Raw genomic sequence first — 25,305 nt, 5'->3', positions numbered from 1 at the left:
CCACATCCGCTGGTGGGACCGAGACACAGGTGCCACCTCTCTCAGCAACGCCGCGGTGTTGTGCAAGCACCACCACACCGAGGTCCACCGACTCAACCTGAGCATCACCCGCCTGGAGAAACCCCCAGGGTGGACCCGCCGACAGCGCGCCAAGGCGGTACTCCGGGAATCCTCGAGTGCTGGCGTTGCGGCGGGTCCGGGCGTCGACGCGCCCACCACCGGACGGGCACCTCTGCGGTACGTGTTCCGCAACCACCGCGGGCAGACCATCAATGCCCCGACGACCACCCACCCGACCGCTGATAGCGATCGCCCCCGCTCGCCGACACGACGTGGGGCGGGAGGCGCAGTCGAGAAGGGGAGCGGGGAGTTGCAGTCCAGTCGTGCGGAGCTGCCTTGCCGGACAGAACGGCAGGCTGACGCCGGGGCCGGGGCCGGGGCCGGGGCCGGGGCCGGGGCGGGGTCGGGGGCGGGAGCGACGGACCGGATGGACGGGTGCTACCGCTCGCTAGGCGGGCTCGGCTTCCGGGGCGATCTCGTCGACCAGGGAGGGGCCGTTGTTGGCGACCGTGTTGACTGCCGTCGAGACCGGGGTGGCGACGATGTCCGGTGCCGGGGCCTCCAGCAGCTCCATCGCGCCCGCTGCGCCGACTGCCGGGTCGAGCCAGGCCGACCAGGCATCGGGGCGCAGCATGAGGGGCTGCCGGTCGTGGATGTGCGCCAGCTCGTCGGAGGCCGGGCGCGTGATGACCGTGGCACTCACCACCCAGCGCGCCGGGTCGTCGTCGGCCTTGCTGGGGTCCTTCCAGAACTCGTACAGGCCGGCGAGTGCCACGACGTCGCCGTCGGCGGGGTGCAGGAAGTACGGCTGCTTGCGCTTGCTGGTCGCGCCGGGCGCAGGCTTCTTCCACTCGTAGTAGCCGTCGGCCGGCAGGAGTGCCCGGCGCACGGCGAACGCGCGGGCGAACGCCGGCTTGTCCGCGATCGACTCCACGCGTGCGTTGATCATCCGGTTGCCCACGGAGATGTCCTTCGCCCACGACGGCACGAGTCCCCAGCGCGCCACGCGGAGCTGGCGGGTGATCTCCCCGGTCTCCTTGTCGGCGCGCTCGACGACCATGCGCACGCCGTCTGTCGGGGCGACGTTCCAGGACGGGCCGAGCAGCCGGACGTCGTCGGCGACAGTGGCGATGGCGAACTCGTCGGCCAGCGCCTGGTCCTCACGGAAGGAGGCATAGCGACCACACATGGGTACCAGCGTGCCAGGCGTCACCCACGCTCGGATCGAATCGATTCGTTTTCTGTGGGAGAATCGACCCGATGAGCTCGCGCCCCACCACTCCTGCGCTGACCGGCCCCGTGCCGGTCACGGGTGTCGTACCCCCCGGGGTGGTGCCGACCGTCGACTCCCCGCCGGCCCCGCAGTACCGGCCCAACGCCAAGTACGTGCTGCTGCTGGGCCTGATGTGCGCGCTGCCGGCCATCTCCACCGACATCTATCTGCCGTCGCTCCCGGACGTCGCCCGGGACCTGAAGACCTCGGCCACGGCCGCGCAGCTGACCATGACCGCGATGCTCATCGGCGGCGCCGTCGGTCAGCTCGTGATCGGCCCGCTCTCCGACCGGTTCGGCCGCCGCAAGCCGGTGCTGGTCGGGGTGTCGCTGCACGTGGTGACGTCGATCCTGTGCGCCGTCGCGCCGGCGATCGTGCCGCTGATCGCGCTGCGCACCATGCAGGGGTTCTTCAACGCGTCGGCCAGCGTGGTCGCCATGGCGATCATCCGGGACCGGTTCGTGGGCTCGGACGCCTCGCGCCTGATGTCCCGCCTCATGCTCGTCATCGGGGTGGCGCCGCTGTTCGCCCCGTCGATCGGCGGGGTCATCGCCGGGCAGTGGGGCTGGCGCGGCGTGTTCGGGGCGCTGGCGATCTTCGGGGTCGTCCTGTGGGTCGTCGTGTGGCGTCGGCTGCCCGAGACGCTGCCCCCCGAGCGGCGTCGCGAGGGCGGTCTGAAGTCCGCCCTGTCGGGGTACCGGAAGCTGTTCAGGGACCGGCACTTCGTCGCGCTGGCGATCCTGCCCGGCCTCGGGGTCGCGGTGCTCATGAGCTACGTCGTCGCCTCGCCGTTCGTGCTTCGCGAGGGCTACGGCTTGTCCGCGCACCAGTTCTCCCTGCTGTTCGCCGTCAACGGGGTCGGCCTGGTGGCCGGTGCGCAGGTGAACGCCGCCCTGGTGCGCCGCGTCGCCCCGATCCGGATCGTGCGCGTCGTCCTGCCCGTGTCGCTGGGGCTCACCCTCGTCCTGCTGGCGATCGCGATCACCGGCTGGGGCGGGCTCATCGCGCTGCTGGTGGTGCTCTGGCTCATCCTCGCGATGGTCAACTTCGTGCCGCCCAATGCCTCCGCCCTCGCGCTCAGCCGGCACGGCGAGGTCGCCGGTACCGCGGCGGCTGTCATCGGGGCCACGCAGGCGGGCGTCTCCGGCATCGTGAGCCCGCTGTCGGGCCTGCTCGGGGGCGATGCGGTCGCGATGGCCGCGGTCATGGTGGGCGCCTCGGTGGCGGCCCTCCTGGTGCTCGCGCTGGCCACGCCGGCGTACCACCGCGACGGAGCCTGGACCGTCTGATCCACGATCGGGTGACGCCCTGATCAGGCCTTTCGCTCGTCGCCGGACATCTCGGGTGGGTGATATCGCACCTGGACGCCCGTCCGACACGTCCGGCCCTGCCGGACGGTCGTCCAGGTCTCTAGCGTGCGCGTCGACCACAGCCTCGAACTGCTGCGCGCCTGGAGACAACCGGGAGCGCGTGGGGCCGCTGGAAGGACCCGGACCCCATGCTGCGTCGCCTCGCGCTCAGCCTCCTCGTCGCCGTGCTCGCGCTCGGCGGTGCGGCTGCGCCCGCTCTCGCGTCGGGCAGCGGCGACCTGTTCCCGCGCGTCGGGGCGGCCGACGCCCCCTGCGACGCCACGCACCCGTGCCGTGCCGCGCTCGAGTGGCGGACCAACGCGTACGGGCCGGCGGGGGACACGCAGATCCGGCGACGGACGCTCTTCACGGTCTTCGCGCGGGCGGGCGAGCGGATCCTCACGGGCTCGTCGTCGATGGGTACGGGCACCGCCGACATCGCCATCTGGAACCCGGGGCAGATCACCGACACCGAGGCGGCCACCCTGCCGGCCGTGGTGGACGGGACCAACGGGTTCAGCTGCGCGGCGCACCGGCCGGATGCCACGAGCCTCGTCGGCAAGCTGAGCACGCGCGCCCAGGAGCTGGCCGGCGCCCGGTCGGCCGACGGCACGCAGAACACGGCGGGCTACGTGCCCTGCGTCTACACGGCACCCACGACCGGCCTGTACCGCGTGGCGTTCTACGGCGCGGCGGGCTCGGGCAACGCGGCGGACGGCACCCCGGACCGCCACCTCGACCCGGTGGGCGGGTTCCTTGCCGCCGCAGGCTCGGCGATCAACGCGTGGGACCTCACGGTCCGCGACGCGGCCCCGGCGTCGGTCGACGACATCCCCGGCCGCGCCCTGACGTACGTGCTGGCCGGGTTCACGGGTGGCAACCCGCGACCGGTGAGCATGCGCCTGTTCCTCAACACGCTCGACGGCTACCGGTATGCGGTGGACACGCGCGGGTTCGACCCGAACGGCTTCGTCTTCTACGGCAACCGCGAGGGGTTCCTCGACGCCGACGGCACGACACCGCTCAATCACGACGTCGTCGGCACCGGCAGCGGTCCGCAGATGCTCCCGGCCCTCGACGGCGGCGTGCACCTGGCCGCGCCCCAGTACCCGCTGTCGTTCGAGCCGCTGGCCACCGAGACCCTGACCGCGCTGGGCATCCCGGCGACGCCGGTGCCTCCGACCCTCAGCGCGGTCGACTTCACCGGTCTGGCCACCGACCACGGCAGCTACGTGGGCCAGGGCGGCACGTTCGCGCTCGAGGCCGGTTCCGGCGGGACCTACGAGATCGTCATCTCCCGCGACGGGGTCAGCTTCGACCCGGGCCTGCCCGGCAACCGTGCCCTGCGGGGCCTGGTGCCCGCGGGCACGTTCACGGTGACGTGGGACGGCAACGACAACACCGGCGTCGCCCTGCCCGTGAAGACGGGCTACGCCGTGCGGGCCGTGCTGCGCGCCGGGGAGTACCACGCGCCCATGCTCGACGTGGAGAGCTCGACGCAGGGCGGCCCGAGCATCACGCTCCTCAACCCCCCGAACGGCAGGTGCCCCTTCACGGGGGCGCAGAGCGACGGCACCAACTGCACGCGCGTCTTCTTCGACGACCGGACGTACGTCACGAGCGCCGGCACCCGCGTGGGTGACCTCACGTCGGGCACCCTGTGCCCCGCGTTCTCGGGCACGGTGCCCGCGCAGCTGTTCGCGGACCCGGACGGGGGAGTCGACAGCACGGGCACCGCACGCGCGTTCGGCGACGGTGCAGGCCTCAACGCGAACCAGCACTGCCCCGCGACGGGCGGCACGCTGGGCGACGCCAAGGGCCTGGACCTGTGGACCTACTTCCCGTCGCTGCGCACGGCGACCTCGCTCGACGTGCTGCCGGTTCCCGCGGTCCCGGTGGCGGCCGACGACGCCGGGACGACGCCGATCGACACCCCGCTCGTCGTGCCCGCCGCCGGCGTGCTCACCAACGACGCCGGCACGCGCCTGACCGTGCTCAGCTCCACCACCCCGACGCACGGGCTGGTGACGACCAACCCCGACGGGTCGTTCACCTACACCCCGGCGCTCGGCTACACCGGCTCGGACCAGTTCGACTACACGGTCACCGACGACTACGGGCAGACCGACGTCGCGACCGTCCACCTCACGGTCACGCCGCTCGCGGTCGACGACACGTGGACGACGACCGTCAACACCCCCGTCACGGTGGGCGCTCCGGGCGTCCTCGGGAACGACCTCGGCATGGTCCTCACCGCTGGGACACCCTCGCTCCCGACGCACGGCACGGTGGCGCTGGACCCGTCCGGCGCGCTGGTCTACACGCCCGACCTCGACTTCTCCGGGACGGACACGTTCACCTACGTCGCCACGGACGGTCCGCTGTCCGACCAGGCCACGGTGACGATCGTCGTCACCCCTGCCGCCACGGACGACGACCTGGGCACCGTCCCGCCGAACGTCACGAGCACGGGGACGGCGCCCGGGATCCTGGCCAACGACACCGGCTCGGTCCTCACGGTGACCGCCGTCGGGACGCCCGCCCACGGCACGGTCACGGTCGACCCGGACGGCAGCTGGGCGTACACGCCGCCGGCCGGCTGGGGCGGGACGGACACGTTCACCTACACCGCGACCGACGCGGCGGGCCAGACGGTCGGCGCCACGGTCACCGTGCACGTGACGCCGCCCGTCCAGCTGGCCTCGGCGTCCGACGACCACGCCACCGGCGCGCCCGGCACGCCCACCACCCTCCTCGAGCTCACCAACGACGCGCCGGGCGACCACCTGGCCTGGGCCCTGCCCTCCGTGCGGCTGCTCGATCCCGTCGGCGGGCTGCCGGTCAGCTCGGTGACCGTGCCGGGCGAGGGCGTGTGGACCGTCGTGAGCGGGCAGGTCCGGTTCACGCCCGTCCCCGGCTTCCAGGGCGACGCCGACCTGGGCTACCAGGTGACCAACACCCGGGGGCAGACCGTGACGGCCGCGATGACGGTCAGCTACCCCGCGCCGCTGTCGGCCGTCGTGGCGCCCCCGATCCTCCCGGTGGTGTCCGCTCCGGTCACACCGACCCTGGCGACCCCCGCCCGGCCGACCACGCTCACGGTGACCGTGCGGCTCCCCGGCGACCCGTCGCGGTCGGCGGGCCTGGCGACGACCGGTGCCGACCCGGCCGCAGCGGTGCTGCTCGCGTCCTGCCTGGTGGGTGCGGGTGTGGTGGTCATGCGCGCACGACGACGGGTCGCGGCGCGGGGCTGACCGCGGGGACGCTCAGCCGCGGTGCAGCCGGTGCAGGCCGGCGACGGCCTGCGCCAGCACCTCGTCGCGCTTGACGAACGTGAACCGCACCCACGACCGCAGTGCACGGTCGACGTCGGAGCCCGCATGCGTGAAGGCCGACACGGGCACGCCGACCACGCCCGCCAGACCCGGCAGGTCACGGCACAGGGTGGCGCCGTCGTCGTACCCGAGGGGTGCCGCGTCGGCGAGCACGAAGTACGTGCCGTGCGGGCGGACCACCGTGAACCCGGCGTCCTCCAGCCCCGCGCAGAGCTGGTCGCGACGCCGGGACAGCGAACCTGCCAGCTCGACCACCCACGCCGCCACGTCGGGGTCCCGCAGCGCGAACGCGACCGCCGGCTGGAACGGCGCACCGGACACGTAGGTGAGGAACTGCTTGACCGTCCGCACCGCGGTCACCAGGTGCACCGGGCCGGTCACCCAGCCGATCTTCCAGCCGGTGAACGAGAACGTCTTGCCTGCCGACGAGATGGTCAGCGTCCGCTCCGCCATCCCGGGCAGGGTCGCGATCGGCACGTGGGCGGCGGGGGAGCCGTCGAGCACCAGGTGCTCGTACACCTCGTCCGTCACCACCACGGCGTCGTGCGCGACGGCCAGCCGGGCGATCGCCGTCAGCTCGTCGACCGTGAGCACGGTGCCCGTGGGGTTGTGCGGGGTGTTCACCAGCACCAGCCGGGTCCGCGGCGTGAACGCGGCGTCGAGCGCGGCGAGGTCGAGGCGGAAGCCGTCCGGTGTCGCGCGCAGCGGCGCGGTGGTGTGGGTCGCGCCCGCCAGGGCGATCACCGCGGCGTAGGAGTCGTAGAAGGGCTCGAGCGTGAGCACCTCGTCGCCCGGTCCGGCGAGCGCGAGCACCGTCGCGGCGATCGCCTCGGTCGCGCCCGCCGTCACCAGCACCTCGCGGTCCGGGTCGACGGCCAGGGCGTATCGCTGCGACTGGTGCTCGACGATCGCCTCGCGCAGCGCGGGGATGCCCGGACCGGGCGGGTACTGGTTGGCGCCGGCCGCGATCGCGTCCTGCGCGGCGCGAGCCACCGACGCGGGACCGTCGACGTCCGGGAAGCCCTGCCCGAGGTTGACCGCCCCGGTGCGCGCGGCCAGCGCCGACATCTCGGCGAACACGGTGGCCCGGGGGACGCCGTCGTCGCCCATGAGCCCCGTCGCCCGGGCGACGTCCTGCCAGCGCGCTGTCATGCCCAGAAGGGTAGGCGGTGCCTCGTGCGGGACCCGTCGGTGACGGGTCCGGGAGCGGGAGCGCTCAGCTCACCAGTCCGGTCGCGGCGGTCAGGCCCGCGACCACGACGAGTGCGAGGGACGCCCAGGCTGCGACGATCCACCACTCCACGTGGTGTCGCCGCAGAACCCGCTGCGCCTGTCGTTCGGCCATACCTACAAGATCGGCACGGACCGTGCCACGTACAACCGCCCGCGCCGACGAGCGTGGATTTCACCCGCCAGGCACGCAACGAATCGCCGACAGAGGACACGTCTGCGTCGTTCGTCGACGGTGGTCGTGGACGGGGGGAGTGCAACGAATCCCCGCGACGCCACACCGGGCCGTCGATCTCAGCTGCCGGCGGCGGTCTCCAGCTTGTCGCCGAGGGTGGTCAGCTGCTGCGCCAGCTCGTCGAGGGAGTCGGCCGCGGACCCGGCGGCGTTCGCTTTGGCGGCCTCGAGCTCGGCCTGGGCGTCCGCGACCTGTGCCTGGGCGTCGGCCAGTGCCTGCTGCGACGCGGCCGCGCCCTCGGCCTGAGCCTGCTCGAGCGCCGTCTGGGCGTCCTGCACGGCCGCCTGCGCGTCGGCGACCGCGGTGTCGGCCTGGGCCCGGGCCGAGTCGTCGAGCGAGCCGAGCTGCGTCTTGACGTCCTCGATCTTCTGCTGCGCGGCATCGGCCTCCGCCTTGGCGTCGTCCACCTGCGCCTTCAGGTCGTCGATCGCGCTGCGCGCCTCGCTGGCGGCGTCCTTGGCCTGCTGGGCGGCCTCGTCGATGTCCGCGTCGGAGCAGGCCGAGAGCCCGACGGCGAGCAGGACGGCGATCACGGGAGCGCCGACGCGGGCGAGTCGGCGGCGGGTCGGGGTCGTCGAGGTGGGCATCGTGGTCCTCCGGAGGGGCGCAGGCGGGCACAAGGGGCGGGTCCGGTGCCACAGTCTGCCCGTCGAGCCGACGACACGCCCGGTGGAGGACGATCCGAGGACCCCGACATGCCGACGCCCCGCCGGCTGGTGAGCGGGCGGGGCGTCGGGGGCGGGCAGGTCAGACGGCGGGGAGGGGTTCCAGCTCGTCGGTCGCCTGCACGCTGCGGCGGGCACGGACATCCTCCAGGGAGGTGCCGTAGAAGGCCGCGGTCATGAGGTCCTTCATGTCGTCGATCATCGGCATGCGGGGGTTCGCCGGGGCGCACTGGTCCTCGTAGGCACCCATCGCCACCTCGTCGAGCCGCGAGATGAACTCGTGCTCGGACACGCCCTGCGCCTGGAAGGACGCGGGGATGCCGACCTTGGACCGCAGCGACTCGACGGCCAGCGCGTAGGACTCGACGCCCTCCGCGGGGGTGCGCGCCGGGAGCCCGAGCATCGCCGCGAGCTGCTGGAACCGCTCGGGTGCGACGTAGTGCTCGTACTTGGGCCAGCTGGTGAGCTTGGTGGGCACCGTGCCGTTGTAGCGGATCACGTGCGGCAGCAGGGTCGCGTTCGTGCGGCCGTGCACCAGGTGGTGCGTCGAGCCGATGACGTGCGCCATCGCGTGCACGATCCCCAGGAACGAGTTCCCGAAGGCCATGCCGGCGATCGTGCCCGCGTTGTGCATCGACTCCCGGGCGTCCTGCGTGGCCGGGTCGGTCGGGCTGCCGTTCACCGACACCGCGAGGTTCTCGAAGATGAGGCGGACGGCCTGCATGGCCATGCCGTCGGTGAAGTCGTTGGCGTAGACGCTGACGTACGCCTCGGTGGCGTGCGTGAGGGCGTCGAAGCCGGAGTCCGCCGCCAGCGAGGCCGGCATCTTCGAGGTCAGGATCGGGTCGATGATCGCGACCGACGGGGTCAGCGCGTAGTCGGCCAGCGGGTACTTCTTGCCGGCCTCCGGGTCGCTGATGACCGCGAACGGCGTGACCTCGGCGCCCGTGCCCGACGTCGTCGGGATGCAGACCAGCTGCGCGAGCTCGCCCAGCACGGGGAACTTGAAGGCACGCTTGCGGACGTCGAAGAACTTCTGCTTGAGGTCGGAGAACTGGATCTCCGGGTGCTCGTACAGCAGCCACATGACCTTGGCGGCGTCCATCGGCGAGCCGCCACCGAGCGCGATGATCGTGTCGGGCTTGAAGTGACGCATCTGCGCCGCGCCGGCCTGGACCGTCTTCACGGAGGGCTCGGGCTCGACCTGGTCGATGATCTGCAGCGCGACCTTGTTCATCCGTCGGCCGAGCACGTCGATGATCTTGTCGACGAAGCCGAGGGTGGTCATGGTCGCGTCGGTGACGATGGTGACGCGCTCGACGTCGGGCATGTCGGCGAGGTAGCGGATGGCGTTCGGCTCGAAGTAGGTCTTCGCCGGAACCTTGAACCACTGGAGGTTGTTGTTCCGCCGGCCGATCCGCTTGATGTTCACCAGGTTGACCGCCGAGACGTTGTTGGACACGGAGTTGGAGCCGTACGAGCCGCAGCCGAGCGTCAGCGACGGGATGAACGAGTTGTAGATGTCGCCGATGCCGCCCAGCGAGGACGGTGCGTTGGCGATGACCCGGACGGCCTTGACGCGGCTGCCGAACTCCTCGGTCAGGGCGTCGTCCTGGGTGTGGATGGCCGCGGAGTGACCGAGACCGTCGAACTCCACCATCTGCTCGGCCAGCGTGATGCCGTGCTCGGTGGACTCGGCGCGCAGGACCGCCAGCACCGGGGCCAGCTTCTCGCGCGTCAGCGGCTCGTGCGGGCCGACGCCGCTGACCTCGGCCAGGATGATCGAGGTGTCCGCGGGGACGGTGAAGCCGGCCTTCTCGGCGATCCACTGCGGGCTCTGACCGACCACGGACGCGTTCAGCTTCGCGTCGGCGCAGTTCTTGCCGTCCGCCTCGACGCCGAAGATGAAGTTCTCCAGCAGCGCCTTCTCGGCGGCGTTGGCGCGGTACGCGTGCAGGATGGCGAACTCGGCCATCGCGGCGTCGTAGATGACGTCGTCCAGGATCACCGCCTGCTCGGACGCACAGACCATGCCGTTGTCGAACGCCTTGGAGAGCACGACGTCGTTCACGGCCCGCTTCAGCTTCGCGGTCTTCTCGATATATGCGGGAACGTTGCCCGCCCCGACGCCGAGCGCTGGCTTGCCGCACGAGTAGGCCGCGCGGACCATCGCATTGCCGCCCGTCGCGAGGATGAGCGCGACGCCGGGGTGGTTCATGAGGGTGTTGGTCGCGGTGATCGACGGCGACTCCACCCACTGGATGCAGTGCTCGGGCGCGCCCGCGGCTACTGCGGCATCGCGGACCACGCGAGCAGCTGCGACGGAGGACTCCTGCGCGCTCGGGTGGAAGGCGAAGACGATCGGGTTGCGCGTCTTGAGCGCGATGAGGGACTTGAAGATCGTGGTCGAGGTCGGGTTGGTCACGGGCGTGACGCCGCAGATGACTCCGACGGGCTCGGCGATCTCGGTGATGCCGGTGAGCTCGTCGTGGCTGATGACGCCGACCGACTTGAGCGTGGACATCGAGTTGGTGACGTGCTCGCACGCGAAGATGTTCTTCACGGCCTTGTCCTCGAACACGCCCCGCTTGGTCTCCTTGACCGCGAGGAGCGCGAGCTCGCCGTGCTTGTCGAGGGCGGCGACGGACGCCTTCTTCACCAGGTGGTCGACGTCCGCCTGCGTGAAGCGGGCGTACTCCTCGAGGGCTTTGCTGGCGTTCGCCACCAGCTGGTCGATCGCAGTGTCGGGCTTGGTCACGGTCACCGTTCAACTCCTAGTCGAGGCCGGTAGGGCCGCTCTGCGACCCTCTGCCCACGACGCTACGGACCCGACGTGCCCAATGGATGGGCCGAACGTCTCAGGTTCGCCGCACGGGCGTGACCCATGACGACGCGAGGCGACCGCGGCGGCCGCGTCCGGGGGTGCGACGACCGCGCCGAGCACGAGGGCGGCGGCGAACGGCACGGACGGTTCGAGCCACCAGAACGCCAGCGCGACCGCCGCGGCACTGACCAGCACGAGGCCGACCCCGCGGCGCGTGATCAAGTTCAGCGACGACCGGAAGTCGCGGTACGAGCTGGACAGCGCCGCGGAGTACAGGAGCGGGGGGAGGACGAACTCGTGCAGCACGTGCGAGTCGATCTCGAACCGGGGCACGCCCGGCACGATCGACACGACGATCGCGACGGCGACGAGGACGAGGGGTGCCGGCCGGCCCCGCCGACGGCACACGGCCGTGACGGCCACGGCCCTGGCGACCAGGAGGACACCTGCACGTGCTGCACGCGGCGGCCCTCCCTGCACGACGGCTGCCGGTCTCCGCGACCCTCCAAGCGCCCCGACGACCCGGCCGGGCGGCTCAGGGCACGAGCTCCGCGAACGCGACCACGTTGTCCTCGTAGTGCCCCGTGCTCCGGTTGAACTCGCCCCCGCAGGAGATCAGCCGCAGGCCCGCGTGGTCGATGTCCCCGTAGACCAGGGCGGTCGGGAAGGCGTCCTTCGGGTACCGGGTCACCTCGGTCGTCCGGAACACCGCGACCGAGCCGTCCGCACGGCTCACCGAGATCTCGTCGCCCACCGCGAGCTCGGCGAGCCGGAAGAACACCCCGGGACCGGTCACCCAGTCGATGTGGCCGACGATGACGGCCGGGCCGAGCTCGCCCGGGGTCGGCGCACCGGAGAACCAGCCCGCCGGGAACGCGCCCGGGGGCACCTCCAGGGTGCCGTCGTCCTCGAGCCCGAGCTCGATGAGCTCGGAGTCGACGGCGATGGCCGGGGCCTCGACTCGGACGGGCACGGAGGCGGCCATGGCCGTCGGGAGCACGGGGGCGGGTGCCGCGACCGGCGGAGGCGTCGTGCGCACGTGGACCGACGCCGACGCCGAGTCCGAGTCCGTGGGCATCACGGTCGACGTGGGCGACGTGCCGGGGTCGGCGGCCGCGCAGGAGCTGATCGCGAGGGCGAGGAGGAGGGCGACCGGACCGGCGGTGACCGGACGGCGCGCGAACCTCATCCGCGTGCGCGGCGCAGCCGGACCGCGAGCAGGACGACGGCACCGACACCCAGGAGCGTGAGCGCGGCGAGCACCGGGCGGTCGACGGGCGCGGCCGGGAGGCTGCTGCCGTCGCCGGTCGCGACGCCGCCGCGCGGGGTCACCGGCACCTGCGGTCCGGCCGCTGCGGCCGCTGCGGGCGCGGGGGTCGCCGCGGCGACTGCACCGGGGACGGGCGCGCAGGCCGGCAGCGTGATCGTGTTGGTGATCATCGTGACCGTTCCTGTCCGCGCCAGCGCCCGCCCGTCGAGCGTGGCACCCGCCTCGAACGTGATCGAGGTCATGGCGAGGATCGTCCCGGCGAACCGGCTGCCCGCCAGGATGGTCGCCGAGCTGGGCACGCGCCAGTACACGTTGCAGGCGGTGGCGCCGTCGATGAACGTGACCGAGCTGGCGGCACCGGCGAGCAGCTCCGACAGCGACTGGAACACGAACACGGCGTTCGGGTCGCCGTTGCCGTCGAGCGTCAGGTTCCCGTTCAGCTCGATGACGCCGCCGGTGTCGTAGACGCCGGGCTCCAGGGTCAGGCCCGCGAGCTCGACGCCGCCGAGGGGGTCGGGCGACTGGGAGGACGCGGCGTCGTACGCGGTGACGAGGTCGGTCTTCGCCTGCTGGGTCACCGCGTCTCCGCCGTGGTTCACGCCGCTCGCCTGGGTGATCGTCCCCGGCCCGGTGATGCTGGTGGTGGGGAAGGTGCCGATGTCGCCGCCGAGGGTCGTGGCCCCCGTGTTGGTGACCCCCGCCCCGGCGAGCACCACGAACGTCGAGCCCGCGCCGAGCGGCACCGGGGTGCCGAGGGCGGCCTGCGCGGCGGACGGGACGGTCGCGAGGGCTGCGGCGACGACGACGGCGGCGAGGACGGTGAAGGTGCGGGTGCGGGGGCGGCTGGTCTGGGTGCGCACGATCTGTCCTCCGGATGAGGGGATGCGGCGACGGCGACGTCGGGCATCGGGCGGAGGCGCCAGGGTCCTGGCTCCACCTGCGCCAGCGAGGCCGCGGAGGGCGGCGGGGCTACCGGAGGCAGTCGATCGGGTCGATGGCGGGCCGATCACGCGCAGTACCGGAAATGCGTTCACGAGGTATTTCTGTTGCCCGCCCCTGAGAGAAGGGTATGCCTGTTCCACATCAAAGGTGACATCGGGCGAAATGCCTCACGGGGGCGCAATTCCCCGCCGTTCCATGGCGTTTCCTGGCGGTGGCGGCGCTGCCGGACCCAGGACGCGATCGGCCGGCGTCCCGCGCAGTCCTACACACCTGTCGGAACGGCGGGAGCACGGTCGTCGTCCGCAGGGACGCGTGACCGCCGGACGAGCACGATCGTGGTGAGGGCGAGCGGCGCGTTCACCAGGCCGGGCGCTCCCACCCAGAACGAACCCGTGAGCACCGCGTAGACGGCCCACAGCCCGGCATTGGCGAGCAGCAGCGCCTGCGTGGAGATCGAGACGCCACCGAGCCCGCTGCCGTCGTGGCGCAGCCGCCACACGCGCACGGCCTGGGGCCACCAGAGGACGAGCGAGAGGACGGACGCGACGAACCCGACCAGCTCGACGTGCAGCTCCATGCGTCCCCCTCTCCACGGATCGGTCCGTCCGGAGGTCCACGGTGCAGCGCGTGCGGCTCGGTCTGCTTCGGGTGCACCCCCCAGTCCGCCCGCCCGGATCGGGTGGGGAGATCCGGGGCGTCACCGGGGTCGCGGGCGGCGCCGGCCGGGTGCAGGGGAGACGCGTGGGGTGGTCGGGTCACACCCGCGCGAGCCACTCGTCGGCCAGCAGCGCGTACGCGTAGCCGTCCAGCCAGCCCCGCGTGCGGTGCAGCGAGTCCCGGACGCTGTGCTCCTCGCGTCGCATCCCGAGCCGCTCCATGAGGCGCCAGGATGGTTCGTTCTCCACGAAGCAGTAGGCCCGAACGCGACGCAGCCCGAGGTGCTCGAAGCAGATCCGGAGCAGCCCGTCGACCGCCTCCGTCGCGTAGCCGTGCCCGCCCTGCGCCGGGTCGAGCACCCAGCCCAGGGTCGCCTGCTGCGGGCACGGGGCGTCGCCCTGCGCCCAGGAGTCCTCGATCTTCAGCATCAGGTCGCCGATGACATGCCCGTCGAGCTCGATCACCAGGGTGAGGGCGAGGCGTTCGGGGTCGCGGACGCGGGCGACGTAGGAGTCGCGGTCGCCGACGCTGTGGCTCAGCCACTCGTCGACGCCGGGCACACGGCGCACCTGCCAGATGGCGTCGGCGTCGTCGGGCGTCGCCGGGCGAAGGGAGAGGCGCGCGGTGCGCACGGGCCAGGGGACGGTGCTGAGGTCCTGCGGCATGCCGCCATTCTGGCCCCGGCCGCCGACACGCCGCCCGAGGTCAGCGGCGCAGGACCCTGCGGGACAGGCGGTTGCCGATCGCCTGCGCCACCTGGACCAGCAGAATGATCACGAGCACGGTGATCCACACGACGGCGAAGTTCCAGCGCTTGTACCCGTAGTCGAGCGCGAACGCCCCGAGCCCGCCGCCGTCCAGCGTGCCGGCCAGCGCAGACATGTCGACGATGGCGACGAAGACGAAGGTGAACCCGAGGATCAGCGGCCCGAGGGCCTCCGGGACGACGAGCGTGGTGACGATGCGCCACCGGCTGGCGCCCGTCGCGCGCGCCGCCTCGATGACCCCGGGGTCGATGGCGACGAGGTTCTGCTCGACGATCCGCGACACCCCGAACGTCGCAGCGAACGACAGCGGCACGATCATCGCGGTGCTGCCCAGCCGGGTGCCGATCAGGCCGACGGTCACCGGCGCGATGACCATGAGCAGGATGAGGAACGGGATCGGCCGGAAGACGTTGACCAGCAGGTTGGCCACGCCGAACACAGCGCGGTTGGCCAGCAGGCCGCCGCGCCGGGTCGTGTACAGGGCGAGGCCCAGGGCGAGGCCGAGCACGCCGCCGATGAGCAGGGTCGCGGAGACCATGTAGAGGGTCTCGCCGAGCGCCTCGACGAGCTTCGGGCCGTGGAACGACCAGTCGAACTCGTTGGCCGTGGGAAGTACCGCGCGCATCAGGAGGCCTCCTCGATCGTGGTGACCTCGCGCAGCCGTCCGACCACGGTCTCGACGGCGTCGTCGGACCCGTCGAGGGCCAGGGTGAGCGAGCCGAACGACTGGTCCTGGAGGGTGCCGATGCCGCCGTAGACGATCTCGAACGTGACGCCGAGGGCTCCGGCGGACGCAAGGACCGCGCCCAGCCTGCTGCCGTCCGCGATCGTGGCGGTGACGATGCGGCCCTCGTGCGTCTGCCGCAGCCGCTCCAGGTTGGCGCCGCGCGGCCGGTCGTGGACCACGGTCGACACGAACCGCCGCGTGACCTCGGCCTGAGGGTTGGTGAAGATGTCGAACACCGAGCCGTGCTCCGCCACGCGGCCGTTCTCCAGGACGGCGACGCGGTCGGCGATGGCGCGGACCACCTCGAGCTCGTGCGTGATCACGACGATCGTCACCCCCAGCTCGGTGTTGACCTTGCGAAGCAGCCGCAGGACGTCCTGGGTGGTCTGCGGGTCCAGCGCACTGGTGGACTCGTCGGCCAGCAGGATCTTGGGCGACGCCGCGAGCGCCCGGGCGATGCCGACGCGCTGCTTCTGACCACCCGAGAGCTGGTCGGGGTAGGAGTGCGCGCGGTCCAGCAGGCCGACGAAGTCGAGCAGCTCCGCGATCCGGCGGTCGCGGTCAGCCTTGGGCCAGCCGGCAACCTTCAGCGGGAACGCGACGTTGCCGGCGACCGTGCGGGAGGAGAAGAGGTTGAACTGCTGGAAGATCATGCCGATGTCGCGGCGCTTGAGCTCGAGCTGGCGCTCGGTGAGGGTCGCGACGTCGGAGCCGTCCACGACCAGCTGCCCCGACGTGACCCGCTCCAGCCCGTTGATCAGCCGGACCAGCGTGCTCTTCCCCGCACCGGAGTAGCCGATGACACCGAAGACCTCGCCGGCCTCGATGGTCAGGTCGATGCCGTCGACCGCGCGGATGGGGCCCGACGGGGACGGGAAGACCTTGCTGACGTCACGGAACTCGATGATGGGGGACACGCGCAGCCTCTCGGGGCGGGGTGCTCCCGGGCAGGAGACGTCGGGGATGCCCCTGCCCGGGAGCGGTGGGTCAGCCGGCGGCCTTGAGGTTCGCCTGGGTGTCCTTGAGGACCTGCTGCAGCTTCGCTGCGTCGTAGCCCTCCACGATGACAGCCGTGCCGCCCGACGACTCGACGACCGACTCGGTCACCGACGGGTCGTGGTAGAGCTCGACGATCCGCTGGTACACCGGGTTGTCGGCGTCCTCGGGGCGGGCCGCGATGACGTTGATGTACGGCTGGGCGCCGGCCGAGCTCGGGTCGTCCGCGTACACGTAGCCGTCGAGGTCGAACCCGGCGTCCGAGGCGAAGTTGTTGTTCACGATCACGCCGGCGATGTCGGGGTCACCGATCAGGCCCGCGGTCTGCGACGCCTCGACGGGGCGCACGACGACGGTGGACGCAGCGGTGTCGATGTCGTCGGGCGTCGGCGACCTGGGGTCACCCGTGAAGGCGATCAGGCCGGCGCCCTCGAGGACGAACAGTGCGCGCGCCTGGTTGGTGGCGTCGTTGGGGATCGCCACCTGCTCGCCCTTGGTGAACTCGTCGACCGTGGTGTGCTTCTCGGAGTACAGGGGCAGCGGCACGATCAGCGTCGACCCGATGGGCTGCAGGTCGTCGCCCGTGTTGTTGTTGTGGTCGGCCAGATACAGGATGTGCTGGAACGCGTTGAGGTCGATGTCGCCGTCCGTCACCGCCGGGTTGGGCTGCGTGTACTCGGAGAAACCGACGATCTCGAGGTCGATGTTCTCCTCGGCGGCGAGGTCCTTGAGGATCTCCCAGTGCGGCTGCGCCACGTCGGTGGTGCCCAGCTTGACCACCGTCGGCGCGGTCGAGCCGTCCGCGGTCGGTTCGTCGGACGAGCCGCGGGTGGCGAAGTACGCGATCGCACCGACCACCACGAGGGCGACGACGACGATGCCGGCGATGAGGCCGTTGCGACGACCTCCTCCGCTCTTCGGCGGGAGGACGGGGACGGACTCGGACATGGGTTCTCCTCGGGACGGACCGTCACGGCGACGGCCGGTGGCTGTGTGCGGGGACGCGAAGCGCGGGTGATCGCGCGGGCGGGGGAGCTACAGGGGTGCCCGGTGGGCACGCGGGGCTGTCAGCGGGTCAGTGCTGACAACAGGTCGGACAGGCACACCGGCGCGCCGCACACATGACGGCCGGCCCAGTGGGCTCGGCAGTCCGGGTGCGGGTCACGCGCGTGTCCATCGATCGACCTCTCGTCGTGCGCCGGCGGGGAAGCCGACGACCCCCCGTGCCTCGAACGGCCGGGGTGGGGGCGTCAGGACGCCCGGGAGGCAGTGAAACGGACGCACTCCGCGACTGTCAAACGTGTACCAGCGCGGGTGAGATTCAGGTCACACGGATCGGCGCGACGGCCGTCGCGGGACGGCGGGGAGCTCAGATGCCGTGGGCGCGGGCCCAGGCCACGGCGTCGACGCGGGTGGACACGCCCATCTTGCGGTACGCGCTGCGCAGCTGGGACTTCACGGTGTTGCGGGTGACCCACAACCGGTCGGCGATGTCCTGGAGGGTGATGTCCTCGCGCAGGTGCGCCAGGACCACCCGCTCGCGCTTGGTGAGGGCGCTGACGCCCATGGTCGGCGTCGGGACGCAGTACTGACTCGTCACGGTCTTCCTCCTGCGGCGGCGACGGGATCCGCTGGGGGAGCGGTCCGTCTGGCGTCGGTGAGTCTGTGCCCCCACAGGTCCTATCGGCATGGGACCCCCGCCGGGTGAGAAAATCCTGACGATCCGACGGATCCGCAGGTCGGGAGGCCCGGGAAACGGCTCGCGCGGCCGTCGGCGTCGAGAGAGGGTGGACGGGCGTCGCCGACGAGGGGACGGACGGACCTGACGAGGAGCGCGCATGGAGTACCGCCAGCTGGGGAACACCGGCCTGACCGTCTCGGAGATCGGCTACGGCGCGTGGGGCATCGGCGCCTCGGCGTGGATCGGGGCCCGCGAGGACGAGTCGGTGGCCGCGCTGCACCGGGCCATCGAGCTGGGGGTCAACCTCATCGACACGGCGCGGGGCTACGGCGAGAGCGAGCGGATCGTCGGCGGTGTGCTGCGCAACCACCCGGACGTGCTCGTCGCGACGAAGGTCCCGCCGAAGAACGGCGTCTGGCCGGCGCCCGACGGGCTGCACCCGGACGAGACGTTCCCCGGCCACCACATCCGCGCCAGCCTCGAGACCAGTCTCGCCGCGTCCGGGCTGGAGGCGTTCGACCTCCTCCAGTTCCACGTGTGGAGTGACGAGTGGGTGGGCAGAGGCGACTGGCTCGAGACGATCACGGACCTGCGCCAGGAGGGCAAGATCCGGTTCTTCGGCGTCTCGATCAACGACTACCAGCCGGAGAACGCGCTGGAGCTGGTGCGCAGCGGCACGGTGGACACCGTGCAGGTGATCGTCAACGCGTGGCACCAGCAGCCCGAGGAGCACCTGCTGCCCGCGTGCGCCGAGCACGGCGTCGGGGTGATCGTGCGGGTCGCGCTGGACGAGGGCGGGCTGACCGGGCGCATCACGGCGGACTCCACGTTCCCGGAGGGCGACTTCCGGACCAGGTACTTCGGCGGCGACCGCGCGGCGCAGGTCGAGCAGCACGTCGAGGCGCTCGTCGCCGACCTGGGCGTCAGCACCGACGAGCTGCCCGACCTCGCCCTGCGCTACGTCCTGGACCAGCCCGCCGTGTCCACCGTGATCGCCGGGATGCGGACCGTACGCAACGTCGAGCGCAACGCCGCCACGAGCGACGGCCGCCGGCTGACCGACACCCAGCGCGACGTCATCACGCGCCACCGGTGGGAGCGGAACTTCTACCGCGCCCCGGGCGCGTAGCGCGCGCACGCAGGGCCGCCTTCGCGCCCTCCATCACCAGGAAGACCATCGCGGCGATCCCGGCCGTCAGCACCCAGCTGTGCAGGCCGATGGGGGTGGAGTCGAACCAGGCGTTCATGAACGGCGCGTAGGTGAACACGAGCTGGAGGACGAGCAGGGCGCCGGCGGAGACCCACAGGCTGCGGTTGCCGGTGAGCACGCGTCGGGTGAAGGCGGACCCGTTGAGCAGCCGGCAGTTCAGCAGGAAGGCGAGCTGGCCGAGGGCGAGCATCATGACCGCGGACGTCTGCGCGACGGCGTAGTCACCGGTGCGGTCGCGCTCGAGGAGGAAGACGACCAGCGCCGCGGAGCCGATGACCACCGAGGCGACCAGGACCACCGCGATCGCTCGCGAGGAGAGCACCTGCTCGGTCGGCGAGCGCGGCGGTCGCGTCATGATGCCGGGCTCCGCCGGCTCGCCCGCCAGGGTCAGCGAGAGCGTGAGCGCGGTGACGAGGTTGATCCAGAGGATCTGCACCGGGGACAGCGGCAGGGCCAGCCCGGCCAGGACGGCGACCAGGATCACCAGCGACTGCGCGCCGTTGGTGGGCAGCAGGAAGACGACGGCCTTGCGGATGTTGTCGTAGATCCGCCGGCCCTCCTCGACGGCGCGTTCGATGGTCGCGAAGTTGTCGTCGGCCAGGACGATGTCCGCGGCCTCCTTGGTGGCCTCCGTGCCCTTGATGCCCATGGCGAGGCCGACGTCCGCCCGGGTGATCGACGGGGCGTCGTTGACCCCGTCGCCGGTCATGGCCACGACCTCGCCGTGGAACTGGAGGGCCTTGACGATCCGGAGCTTGTGCTCGGGCGACGCGCGGGCGTACACGTCGACGTCGCGCACGACCTCGCGAAGCTCGTCGTCGTCCATGGCCTGCAGGTCCGCGCCGGTCAGGGCGAGGACCGTGCCGTGAGCGGGGGCGATGCCCAGCTCGCGGGCGATCGCGGTCGCGGTGCCGCGGTGGTCGCCGGTGATCATCTTCACGCGGATGCCCGCCGCATGGGCCTGCGCGATCGCGGCCGTGGCCTCCGGGCGCGGCGGGTCGACGATGCCGACGACTCCCAGGAACGTGAAGCCGGCGTCGAGGTCGGCCAGCGCGATGTCGTCGACCCCGTCGGCCGGGCGGACCGCGGCGGCGAGCACGCGCAGGCCGAGGGCGGACAGCGCGTCGATCCGCTCGTCCCACGCTGCCCGGTCCAGCGGCCCGACGCCCCCGTCGGGCCTGAGCTCCGTGCCCGACCGGTCGAGCAGGCGGTCGGGGGCGCCGACCGCGTGCACCACCCGTCGGGCGCGTACGTCGTCGAGGGTCGCCGCGAACTTGTGCGCCGAGTCGAACGGCACCGCGTCCACCCGCACGGTGCCGCCGGTGCTCACGCCCGCCTTCGCCGCCAGCACGTCGAGGGCCCCCTCGGTCGGCTGACCGACCACGCGCCAGCCACCCTCGGTCTGCTCGACGCGGGCGTCGTTGCACAGGGTGACCGCGAGCACGAGCGCGGCGAGGTCCGGGTGCGCGTCCAGGTCCGCCGTCCTGCCGTCGGCGGTGACGACCCGACCGGCGGGGTCGTAGCCGGTGCCCTCCACGTCGTACGCGCTCGCAGTCGTGACCACGGTGCGGGCGGTCATCTCGTTCTGCGTGAGCGTGCCGGTCTTGTCCGAGCAGATGGTCGTCGTCGACCCCAGCGTCTCGACGGCCTCCATCTTCCGCGTGATCGCACGCTGCCGGGCCATCTGCTGCACGCCGAGCGCCAGCGTGATCGTCACCAGGGCCGGCAGACCCTCGGGCACCGCGGCGACGGCGAACCCGATCGCGGCGGAGACCAGGTCCTCCACCCCCAGGCCGTGCACGAACCGCCCGACCAGCAGCATGACGACCGCGAGCACCCCGATCAGGACGGAGAGCTGCGTGCCCAGGTGGGCGAGCTGCCGGGCCAGCGGCGTGTCCGTCGTGCCCTGCTCGGTCACCAGCTGGGAGATCCGGCCGATCTCGGTGTGGGTCCCCGTCGTCACGACCACGCCCTCGCCGGTGCCGGCGGTCACGATCGTGCCGGAGAACAGCATCGACGTCCGGTCGCCGATGCCCGCACCGGCCTCGGTGGCGTCGGCGGACTTCTCCGCGGCCAGCGACTCACCGGTCAGGGCGGACTCGTCCACCTGGAGCTGGGTCGCGGTGAGCAGCCGCACGTCGGCCGGCACCCGGTCACCGCCGCGCACCCGCACGACGTCGCCGACCACGAGGGTCACGGAGTCGACCACGCCCCAGTCGCCGTCGCGGAGCACCTGCGCGCGCAGCGACTGCATGGTGCGCAGCCCCGCCAGCGCCGACGCGGCGCGCCCCTCCTGGATGAACCCGATCAGGCCGGTCGCGACGATCACCACGACGATGACCGCGAAGTCCACCCAGTCCCTGGTGAGCGCCTTCAGGACCGCCGCCGCGATCAGGATGTAGATCAGCACGTCGGCGTACTGGCTGAGCAGGCGCCGCCATGTGGACTGCCTGGGCGGCTCGGGCAGCTCGTTGCGGCCGTCGCGCGCCAGCCGGGCCGCTGCCTCGTCGCCCGTCAACCCGTCGGGTGAGCCGTCGACCGCGCCCAGCACGTCGGCGGCGGGGATCGACCAGGGCGCGTCGGGTGCGGCGATCGTCACGGGGTTCATTCTTCCCGTGGTCCCCGGCTGCGCGGGCGTCATCGGAGCAGGACGTAGACGAAGTCGTTGCCGTCGGTCGTCGTGTCGATCCCGACGAGACGGCCGTTGATGGGCGAGACGTCGCCGACCCCGGCGGGGTACGGCACCCGGAACACCTCCGCCCCGCCGGCCGGGTCGTACGCGACCAGGACCGGCTGACCATCCGTCGACGTCGGCTCCAGGGTGGCGAGCAGGTGGCTGCCGTCGGTGGAGATCGTGCTCGGCGTCACCTCGTCCTCGGCCGTCGTGGCCCACAGCGTCCTGCCGCTGACCCCGTCGAACGCGGCGACGAACCCGGCGGCCAGCACGAAGACGCTACCGCGCATGATCACGACGCCGGATGCGCTGATGACGGTCTCGTTCGACCAGCGTCGCTCGCCCGTGCTCCGGTCCCACGCGTGCAGCTCGCGGTCGTAGGTCAGGAGCAGGTCGGGGACGGAGCCGTCGTCGACGACCGCGTCGACCAGGGCGCCGTCGACGGTGACGTCGTGCGCGGGCTCGGCGTCCTCGGCGAGCAGGGTCGTGCGCTGCCGGCCGTCGACCACGGACGGCAGCGACACGCGGCCGCGCTGGTCCGTGACGAACCCGAAACGGTCACCGATCGTGCCCGGCAGCTCGCGGACCACCGTGCCGTCGGCGTCGATCAGCGTCAGCGGCTGATCGGGCGGGGCGTAGGCGAGCACGGTGCCCACCTGTGACAGGGCGAGACCCGAGAAGGTGTCGGCGGTGCTCCCGTCGCGCGTCGGGCTCGAGCGCGACCAGCGTGCGTCGCCGGTGAGGAGGTCGTGGAGCGTCAAGGTCGTGCCGGTCGTCGCGGTGGACGCGATGGCGACGGCGTCGTCCAGCACCGCGAACACGGTCTCGGCGTCGCCGACGTGCACCGGCCAGGTCGCGGTGATCGTGCCGTCTGCCGCGGACAGGACCCTCACCTGCGTGGTCGTCGCCGGCACACGCACGAGGCTGTCGTTGACGGGGTCGAGGACGTAGCCGCCGTCCGAGACGAGGCAGACGACGGTGCCCGCCGTGCTGGGGGCCGTGCCTGGCGCGTTGTCGGGCGTGCAGTAGCTGCCGGCGACGACGTCGTCGGCGTCGTACTGGGCGAGCACGGGGGAAGGCCCTGTCAGCTGGGTGGTCCAGCCGGAGCCCTCGTCGGCGGTGGGCGCCCACGTGAACGACTGCGACCCGTCCGCGGCACGTTCGAGAGACCAGCCGCCGAAGCCGAACAGCCCCGCGGCATCGTCCGCGGGCACGCGGCGCTCGACGTCGAGGTGCTCGTCGACCGGGGCGAGCACCCCGGGCACGGTGGCCAGCGCGGCGATCGCGGCGCGCTCGCGGGCGGAGACGACCCACTGCACGCCGACCAGGGTGACGACGACCACCAGCGCGGCGGCGATCAGCGCGGTCCGCAACCCCCGCCGCATCGGAGCGGCACCGGGATCGGCGTGGTCATACGCGACCAGGTCACCCTCGTCGAGGAGCTCCACGTCCTGGAGCTCGCCACGTCGCGCCATTCCCGGACCCTACCGAGGGGGCACTGCGTCCTGCGCCGGGTCGGTGGGCTGAGGTCTCCGAGGGGCTCCCCAGCTCGCGAGCATGCGGAGGCTGTCCTCGTCGGCCGAGCCCGCCGGGGTGCTGAACGTGATCAGTGTGAGCCCGGGGTCGGCCGGGAGGTCCAGCACCTCGAAGTCCAGGTGCAGCTCGCCGACGACGGGATGCCGGACGTGCTTGCGTCCGGTGCGGTGCAGGCGGACGTCGTGCGCGGCCCACCGGCTCCGGAACGCCACGCTCTGCGTGCTGAGCTCGCCGACCAGGTCGCTCAGCGCCCGGTCGTAGGGGTCGCGGCCGGCCTCGGTGCGCAGCTGGGAGACCGCGTCGTCGGCGGCGCGGTCCCAGTCGATCCAGAAGTCGCGGGCGCGGTCGTCCAGGAAGGTGAACCGGGCGTGGTTGGCAGGGCTGCCGGCCGGGTGGAGTGTGGCGTACACCGGTGAGAACAGGGCGCGGCCGAGGGTGTTGGCAGCGACCAGGTCGAGGCGGCCGTTGTTGACGATGACCGGCACGGTGTCGCCGATGAGGTCGAGCAGGCGCTGCACCCCAGGGCGGACCTGACCGGGCGCCGGCCTGCGGCGGGACCGGGTCGCCGGACCAGCGGCGCGGGCGAGGTCGGCGAGGTGGGTGCGTTCGGCTTCGTCGAGCTGCAGGGCGCGGGCCAGGGAGTCCAGGACGCTGTCGGAGACCCCGGCGAGATTGCCGCGCTCGAGCTGGGCGTAGTACTCGACGCTGACCCCCGCCAGGTCGGCGACCTCGCTGCGCTTGAGCCCGGGCACCCGCCGGTTGCGGGCGAACGCCGTCAGGCCGGCGTCCGCGGGGCTGAGTCGGGCCCGACGGGTGGTCAGGAAGTCCTTGACCTCGTCGCGGTTGTCCACGCAACCCACCGTACGGTCGGCCCGCCGGTCCTGGGGTGGGCTGTCGGTACACCCTCCAGCAGTGACTTCTTCGGCCCTCCCGTCGCGGGTTGCATGGGCTCGTGCCGCACCACATGGCACACCCGAGACGGATCGAGGCACGAGCATGACCGAGCAGCAGCAGGTGTGGATGGTGACCGGCGCGGGCCGTGGGATGGGCGTGCAGATCGCCCAGGCAGCATTGAGCGCGGGGCACGAGGTGGTGGCCACCGGTCGCGACCCGGAGCGCGTCCAGGACGCGATCGGCGCGCACCGGAACCTGCTGACCGTCGCGCTGGACGTCACCGACCCCGTCGCGGCGGAGGCGGCCGCAGCGGCGGCGGTCGACCGGTTCGGTCGGATCGACGTGCTGGTCAACAACGCCGGCAACTTCTACGCCGGGTACTTCGAGGAGATCAGCCCTGAGCAGCTCCGGGCGCAGATGGAGACCAACTTCTTCGGCCCGCTGAACGTGACCCGCGCGGTCCTCCCGATCATGCGGCGGCAGCGCAGCGGTCACGTCGTCACCATCACCTCGGCCGCCGGGATCATCGGGCAGGAGTTCTGCGCCGCCTACGCGGCCTCGAAGTTCGCTCTCGAAGGCTGGATGGAGTCGCTGAGGTACGACGTCGAGCCCTACGGGATCAGCACGACGATCGTCGAGCCCGGCTTCTTCCGGACCGAGCTCCTGGTCGAGGGCGCGTCGTCCATCTGGCCCGAGCTGTCCATCGACGACTACGCCGAGCGCACCACGCAGACCATCGCGGCGTGGAAGGGCATGAACGGTCAGCAGGGCGGCGACCCCGCCAAGCTGGGCGCGGCCCTCGTCACGCTCGCCGCCCTCGACACCCCTCCGCTGCGGTTCGTCGCCGGGGCCGACGCCCTTGCCGGCGTCGAGCAGAAGGCGCACCTGCTCCTCGAGCAGGTCGACGCCCACCGCGAGCTGTCCTCCGCCATGTCCCTCGACGAGAGCTGAGCCTGTTCCCGGCCTGGGAGGCACTGACA

The 25,305-nt window shown here is 72.2% G+C and carries 21 protein-coding genes; 4 read left to right on the top strand and 17 right to left on the bottom strand.

The features are described 5' to 3' along the window. Positions 1–508: 508 nt before the first annotated feature. The gene (locus HP550_RS04925) at positions 509–1,249 is read right to left on the bottom strand and encodes an SOS response-associated peptidase (RefSeq protein WP_175346471.1); all 741 of its coding nucleotides are present in this window, start codon (positions 1,247–1,249) and stop codon (positions 509–511) included. Positions 1,250–1,320: 71 nt separating this feature from the next. Here HP550_RS04925 and HP550_RS04920 point away from each other — a divergent pair, with 71 nt between their 5' ends. Both HP550_RS04920 and HP550_RS04915 read left to right on the top strand, forming a co-directional pair. Continuing rightward, entirely contained in the window at positions 1,321–2,622 is a 1,302-nt protein-coding gene (locus HP550_RS04920) for a multidrug effflux MFS transporter (protein ID WP_175346470.1), read from the top strand. Between the two features lie 209 nt (positions 2,623–2,831). Continuing rightward, positions 2,832–5,936: an Ig-like domain-containing protein gene (locus tag HP550_RS04915; protein WP_175346469.1), complete on the top strand. Its 3,105-nt coding sequence runs from the start codon at positions 2,832–2,834 to the stop codon at positions 5,934–5,936. A gap of 12 nt (positions 5,937–5,948) precedes the next feature. Here HP550_RS04915 and HP550_RS04910 read toward each other — a convergent pair whose 3' ends face one another. From HP550_RS04910 to HP550_RS04850, 13 genes are all read right to left on the bottom strand, one after another. Further along, positions 5,949–7,169: a pyridoxal phosphate-dependent aminotransferase gene (locus tag HP550_RS04910; RefSeq protein WP_175346468.1), complete on the bottom strand. Its 1,221-nt coding sequence runs from the start codon at positions 7,167–7,169 to the stop codon at positions 5,949–5,951. A 64-nt stretch (positions 7,170–7,233) separates the two neighbouring features. Continuing rightward, complete coding sequence (locus tag HP550_RS04905; protein ID WP_175346467.1) at positions 7,234–7,362, bottom strand: molybdopterin oxidoreductase; 129 nt, start codon at positions 7,360–7,362, stop codon at positions 7,234–7,236. 179 nt (positions 7,363–7,541) lie between these two features. Beyond that, positions 7,542–8,069 carry a hypothetical protein gene (locus HP550_RS04900; protein ID WP_175346466.1) on the bottom strand — a complete coding sequence of 176 codons (528 nt, stop codon included), beginning with the start codon at positions 8,067–8,069 and terminating at the stop codon, positions 7,542–7,544. Between the two features lie 160 nt (positions 8,070–8,229). Then, positions 8,230–10,911, bottom strand: coding sequence for a bifunctional acetaldehyde-CoA/alcohol dehydrogenase (gene adhE / locus HP550_RS04895; RefSeq protein ID WP_175346465.1), 2,682 nt, complete (start codon positions 10,909–10,911; stop codon positions 8,230–8,232). A 3-nt stretch (positions 10,912–10,914) separates the two neighbouring features. Then, positions 10,915–11,394, bottom strand: coding sequence for a cation:proton antiporter domain-containing protein (locus HP550_RS04890; RefSeq protein ID WP_175346464.1), 480 nt, complete (start codon positions 11,392–11,394; stop codon positions 10,915–10,917). 112 nt (positions 11,395–11,506) lie between these two features. Further along, positions 11,507–12,160, bottom strand: coding sequence for a class F sortase (locus HP550_RS04885; RefSeq protein WP_246280538.1), 654 nt, complete (start codon positions 12,158–12,160; stop codon positions 11,507–11,509). Continuing rightward, the gene (locus HP550_RS04880; protein ID WP_175346463.1) at positions 12,157–13,101 is read right to left on the bottom strand and encodes an ice-binding family protein; all 945 of its coding nucleotides are present in this window, start codon (positions 13,099–13,101) and stop codon (positions 12,157–12,159) included. Before HP550_RS04880 ends, HP550_RS04885 begins: the two co-directional genes overlap by 4 nt. A gap of 344 nt (positions 13,102–13,445) precedes the next feature. Beyond that, the gene (locus HP550_RS04875; RefSeq protein WP_175346462.1) at positions 13,446–13,760 is read right to left on the bottom strand and encodes a SemiSWEET family sugar transporter; all 315 of its coding nucleotides are present in this window, start codon (positions 13,758–13,760) and stop codon (positions 13,446–13,448) included. A 178-nt stretch (positions 13,761–13,938) separates the two neighbouring features. Then, positions 13,939–14,505 carry a GNAT family N-acetyltransferase gene (locus tag HP550_RS04870; RefSeq protein WP_175346461.1) on the bottom strand — a complete coding sequence of 189 codons (567 nt, stop codon included), beginning with the start codon at positions 14,503–14,505 and terminating at the stop codon, positions 13,939–13,941. 40 nt (positions 14,506–14,545) lie between these two features. Continuing rightward, the gene (locus HP550_RS04865) at positions 14,546–15,232 is read right to left on the bottom strand and encodes a methionine ABC transporter permease (protein WP_175346460.1); all 687 of its coding nucleotides are present in this window, start codon (positions 15,230–15,232) and stop codon (positions 14,546–14,548) included. Further along, a complete protein-coding gene (locus HP550_RS04860; RefSeq protein WP_175346459.1) occupies positions 15,232–16,251 on the bottom strand; it encodes an ATP-binding cassette domain-containing protein in 1,020 nt (339 codons plus the stop codon). Before HP550_RS04860 ends, HP550_RS04865 begins: the two co-directional genes overlap by 1 nt. Positions 16,252–16,321: 70 nt before the next feature. Then, positions 16,322–17,278: a MetQ/NlpA family ABC transporter substrate-binding protein gene (locus HP550_RS04855; protein WP_175346458.1), complete on the bottom strand. Its 957-nt coding sequence runs from the start codon at positions 17,276–17,278 to the stop codon at positions 16,322–16,324. Between the two features lie 421 nt (positions 17,279–17,699). Further along, complete coding sequence (locus tag HP550_RS04850; RefSeq protein WP_175346477.1) at positions 17,700–17,897, bottom strand: helix-turn-helix domain-containing protein; 198 nt, start codon at positions 17,895–17,897, stop codon at positions 17,700–17,702. 271 nt (positions 17,898–18,168) lie between these two features. On the opposite strand from HP550_RS04850, the gene HP550_RS04845 reads away from it, so the two are divergent. Then, complete coding sequence (locus HP550_RS04845; RefSeq protein ID WP_175346457.1) at positions 18,169–19,140, top strand: aldo/keto reductase; 972 nt, start codon at positions 18,169–18,171, stop codon at positions 19,138–19,140. On the opposite strand, the gene HP550_RS04840 is transcribed toward HP550_RS04845, so the two are convergent. Genes HP550_RS04840 through HP550_RS04830 form a run of 3 tightly spaced genes read right to left on the bottom strand, consistent with a single transcriptional unit; the run spans position 19,091 to position 24,282 of the window. Then, entirely contained in the window at positions 19,091–21,829 is a 2,739-nt protein-coding gene (locus tag HP550_RS04840; RefSeq protein ID WP_175346456.1) for a cation-translocating P-type ATPase, read from the bottom strand. The genes HP550_RS04845 and HP550_RS04840 overlap by 50 nt on opposite strands. A gap of 29 nt (positions 21,830–21,858) precedes the next feature. Continuing rightward, the gene (locus tag HP550_RS04835; RefSeq protein ID WP_175346455.1) at positions 21,859–23,370 is read right to left on the bottom strand and encodes an outer membrane protein assembly factor BamB family protein; all 1,512 of its coding nucleotides are present in this window, start codon (positions 23,368–23,370) and stop codon (positions 21,859–21,861) included. Positions 23,371–23,379: 9 nt separating this feature from the next. Beyond that, positions 23,380–24,282 (bottom strand): MmyB family transcriptional regulator, encoded by a 903-nt coding sequence (locus HP550_RS04830; protein ID WP_175346454.1) that lies wholly within the window; start codon positions 24,280–24,282, stop codon positions 23,380–23,382. Between the two features lie 145 nt (positions 24,283–24,427). Between HP550_RS04830 and HP550_RS04825 the strand changes: the two genes are divergently transcribed. Beyond that, complete coding sequence (locus tag HP550_RS04825) at positions 24,428–25,276, top strand: SDR family oxidoreductase (RefSeq protein ID WP_175346453.1); 849 nt, start codon at positions 24,428–24,430, stop codon at positions 25,274–25,276. The last annotated feature ends 29 nt before the right edge of the window (positions 25,277–25,305 follow it).

Origin of the sequence: Cellulomonas humilata (assembly GCF_013359775.1) — a bacterium.
Lineage (GTDB): Bacteria > Actinomycetota > Actinomycetes > Actinomycetales > Cellulomonadaceae > Cellulomonas > Cellulomonas humilata.
This window is presented reverse-complemented; position numbering and strand designations above follow the sequence as displayed.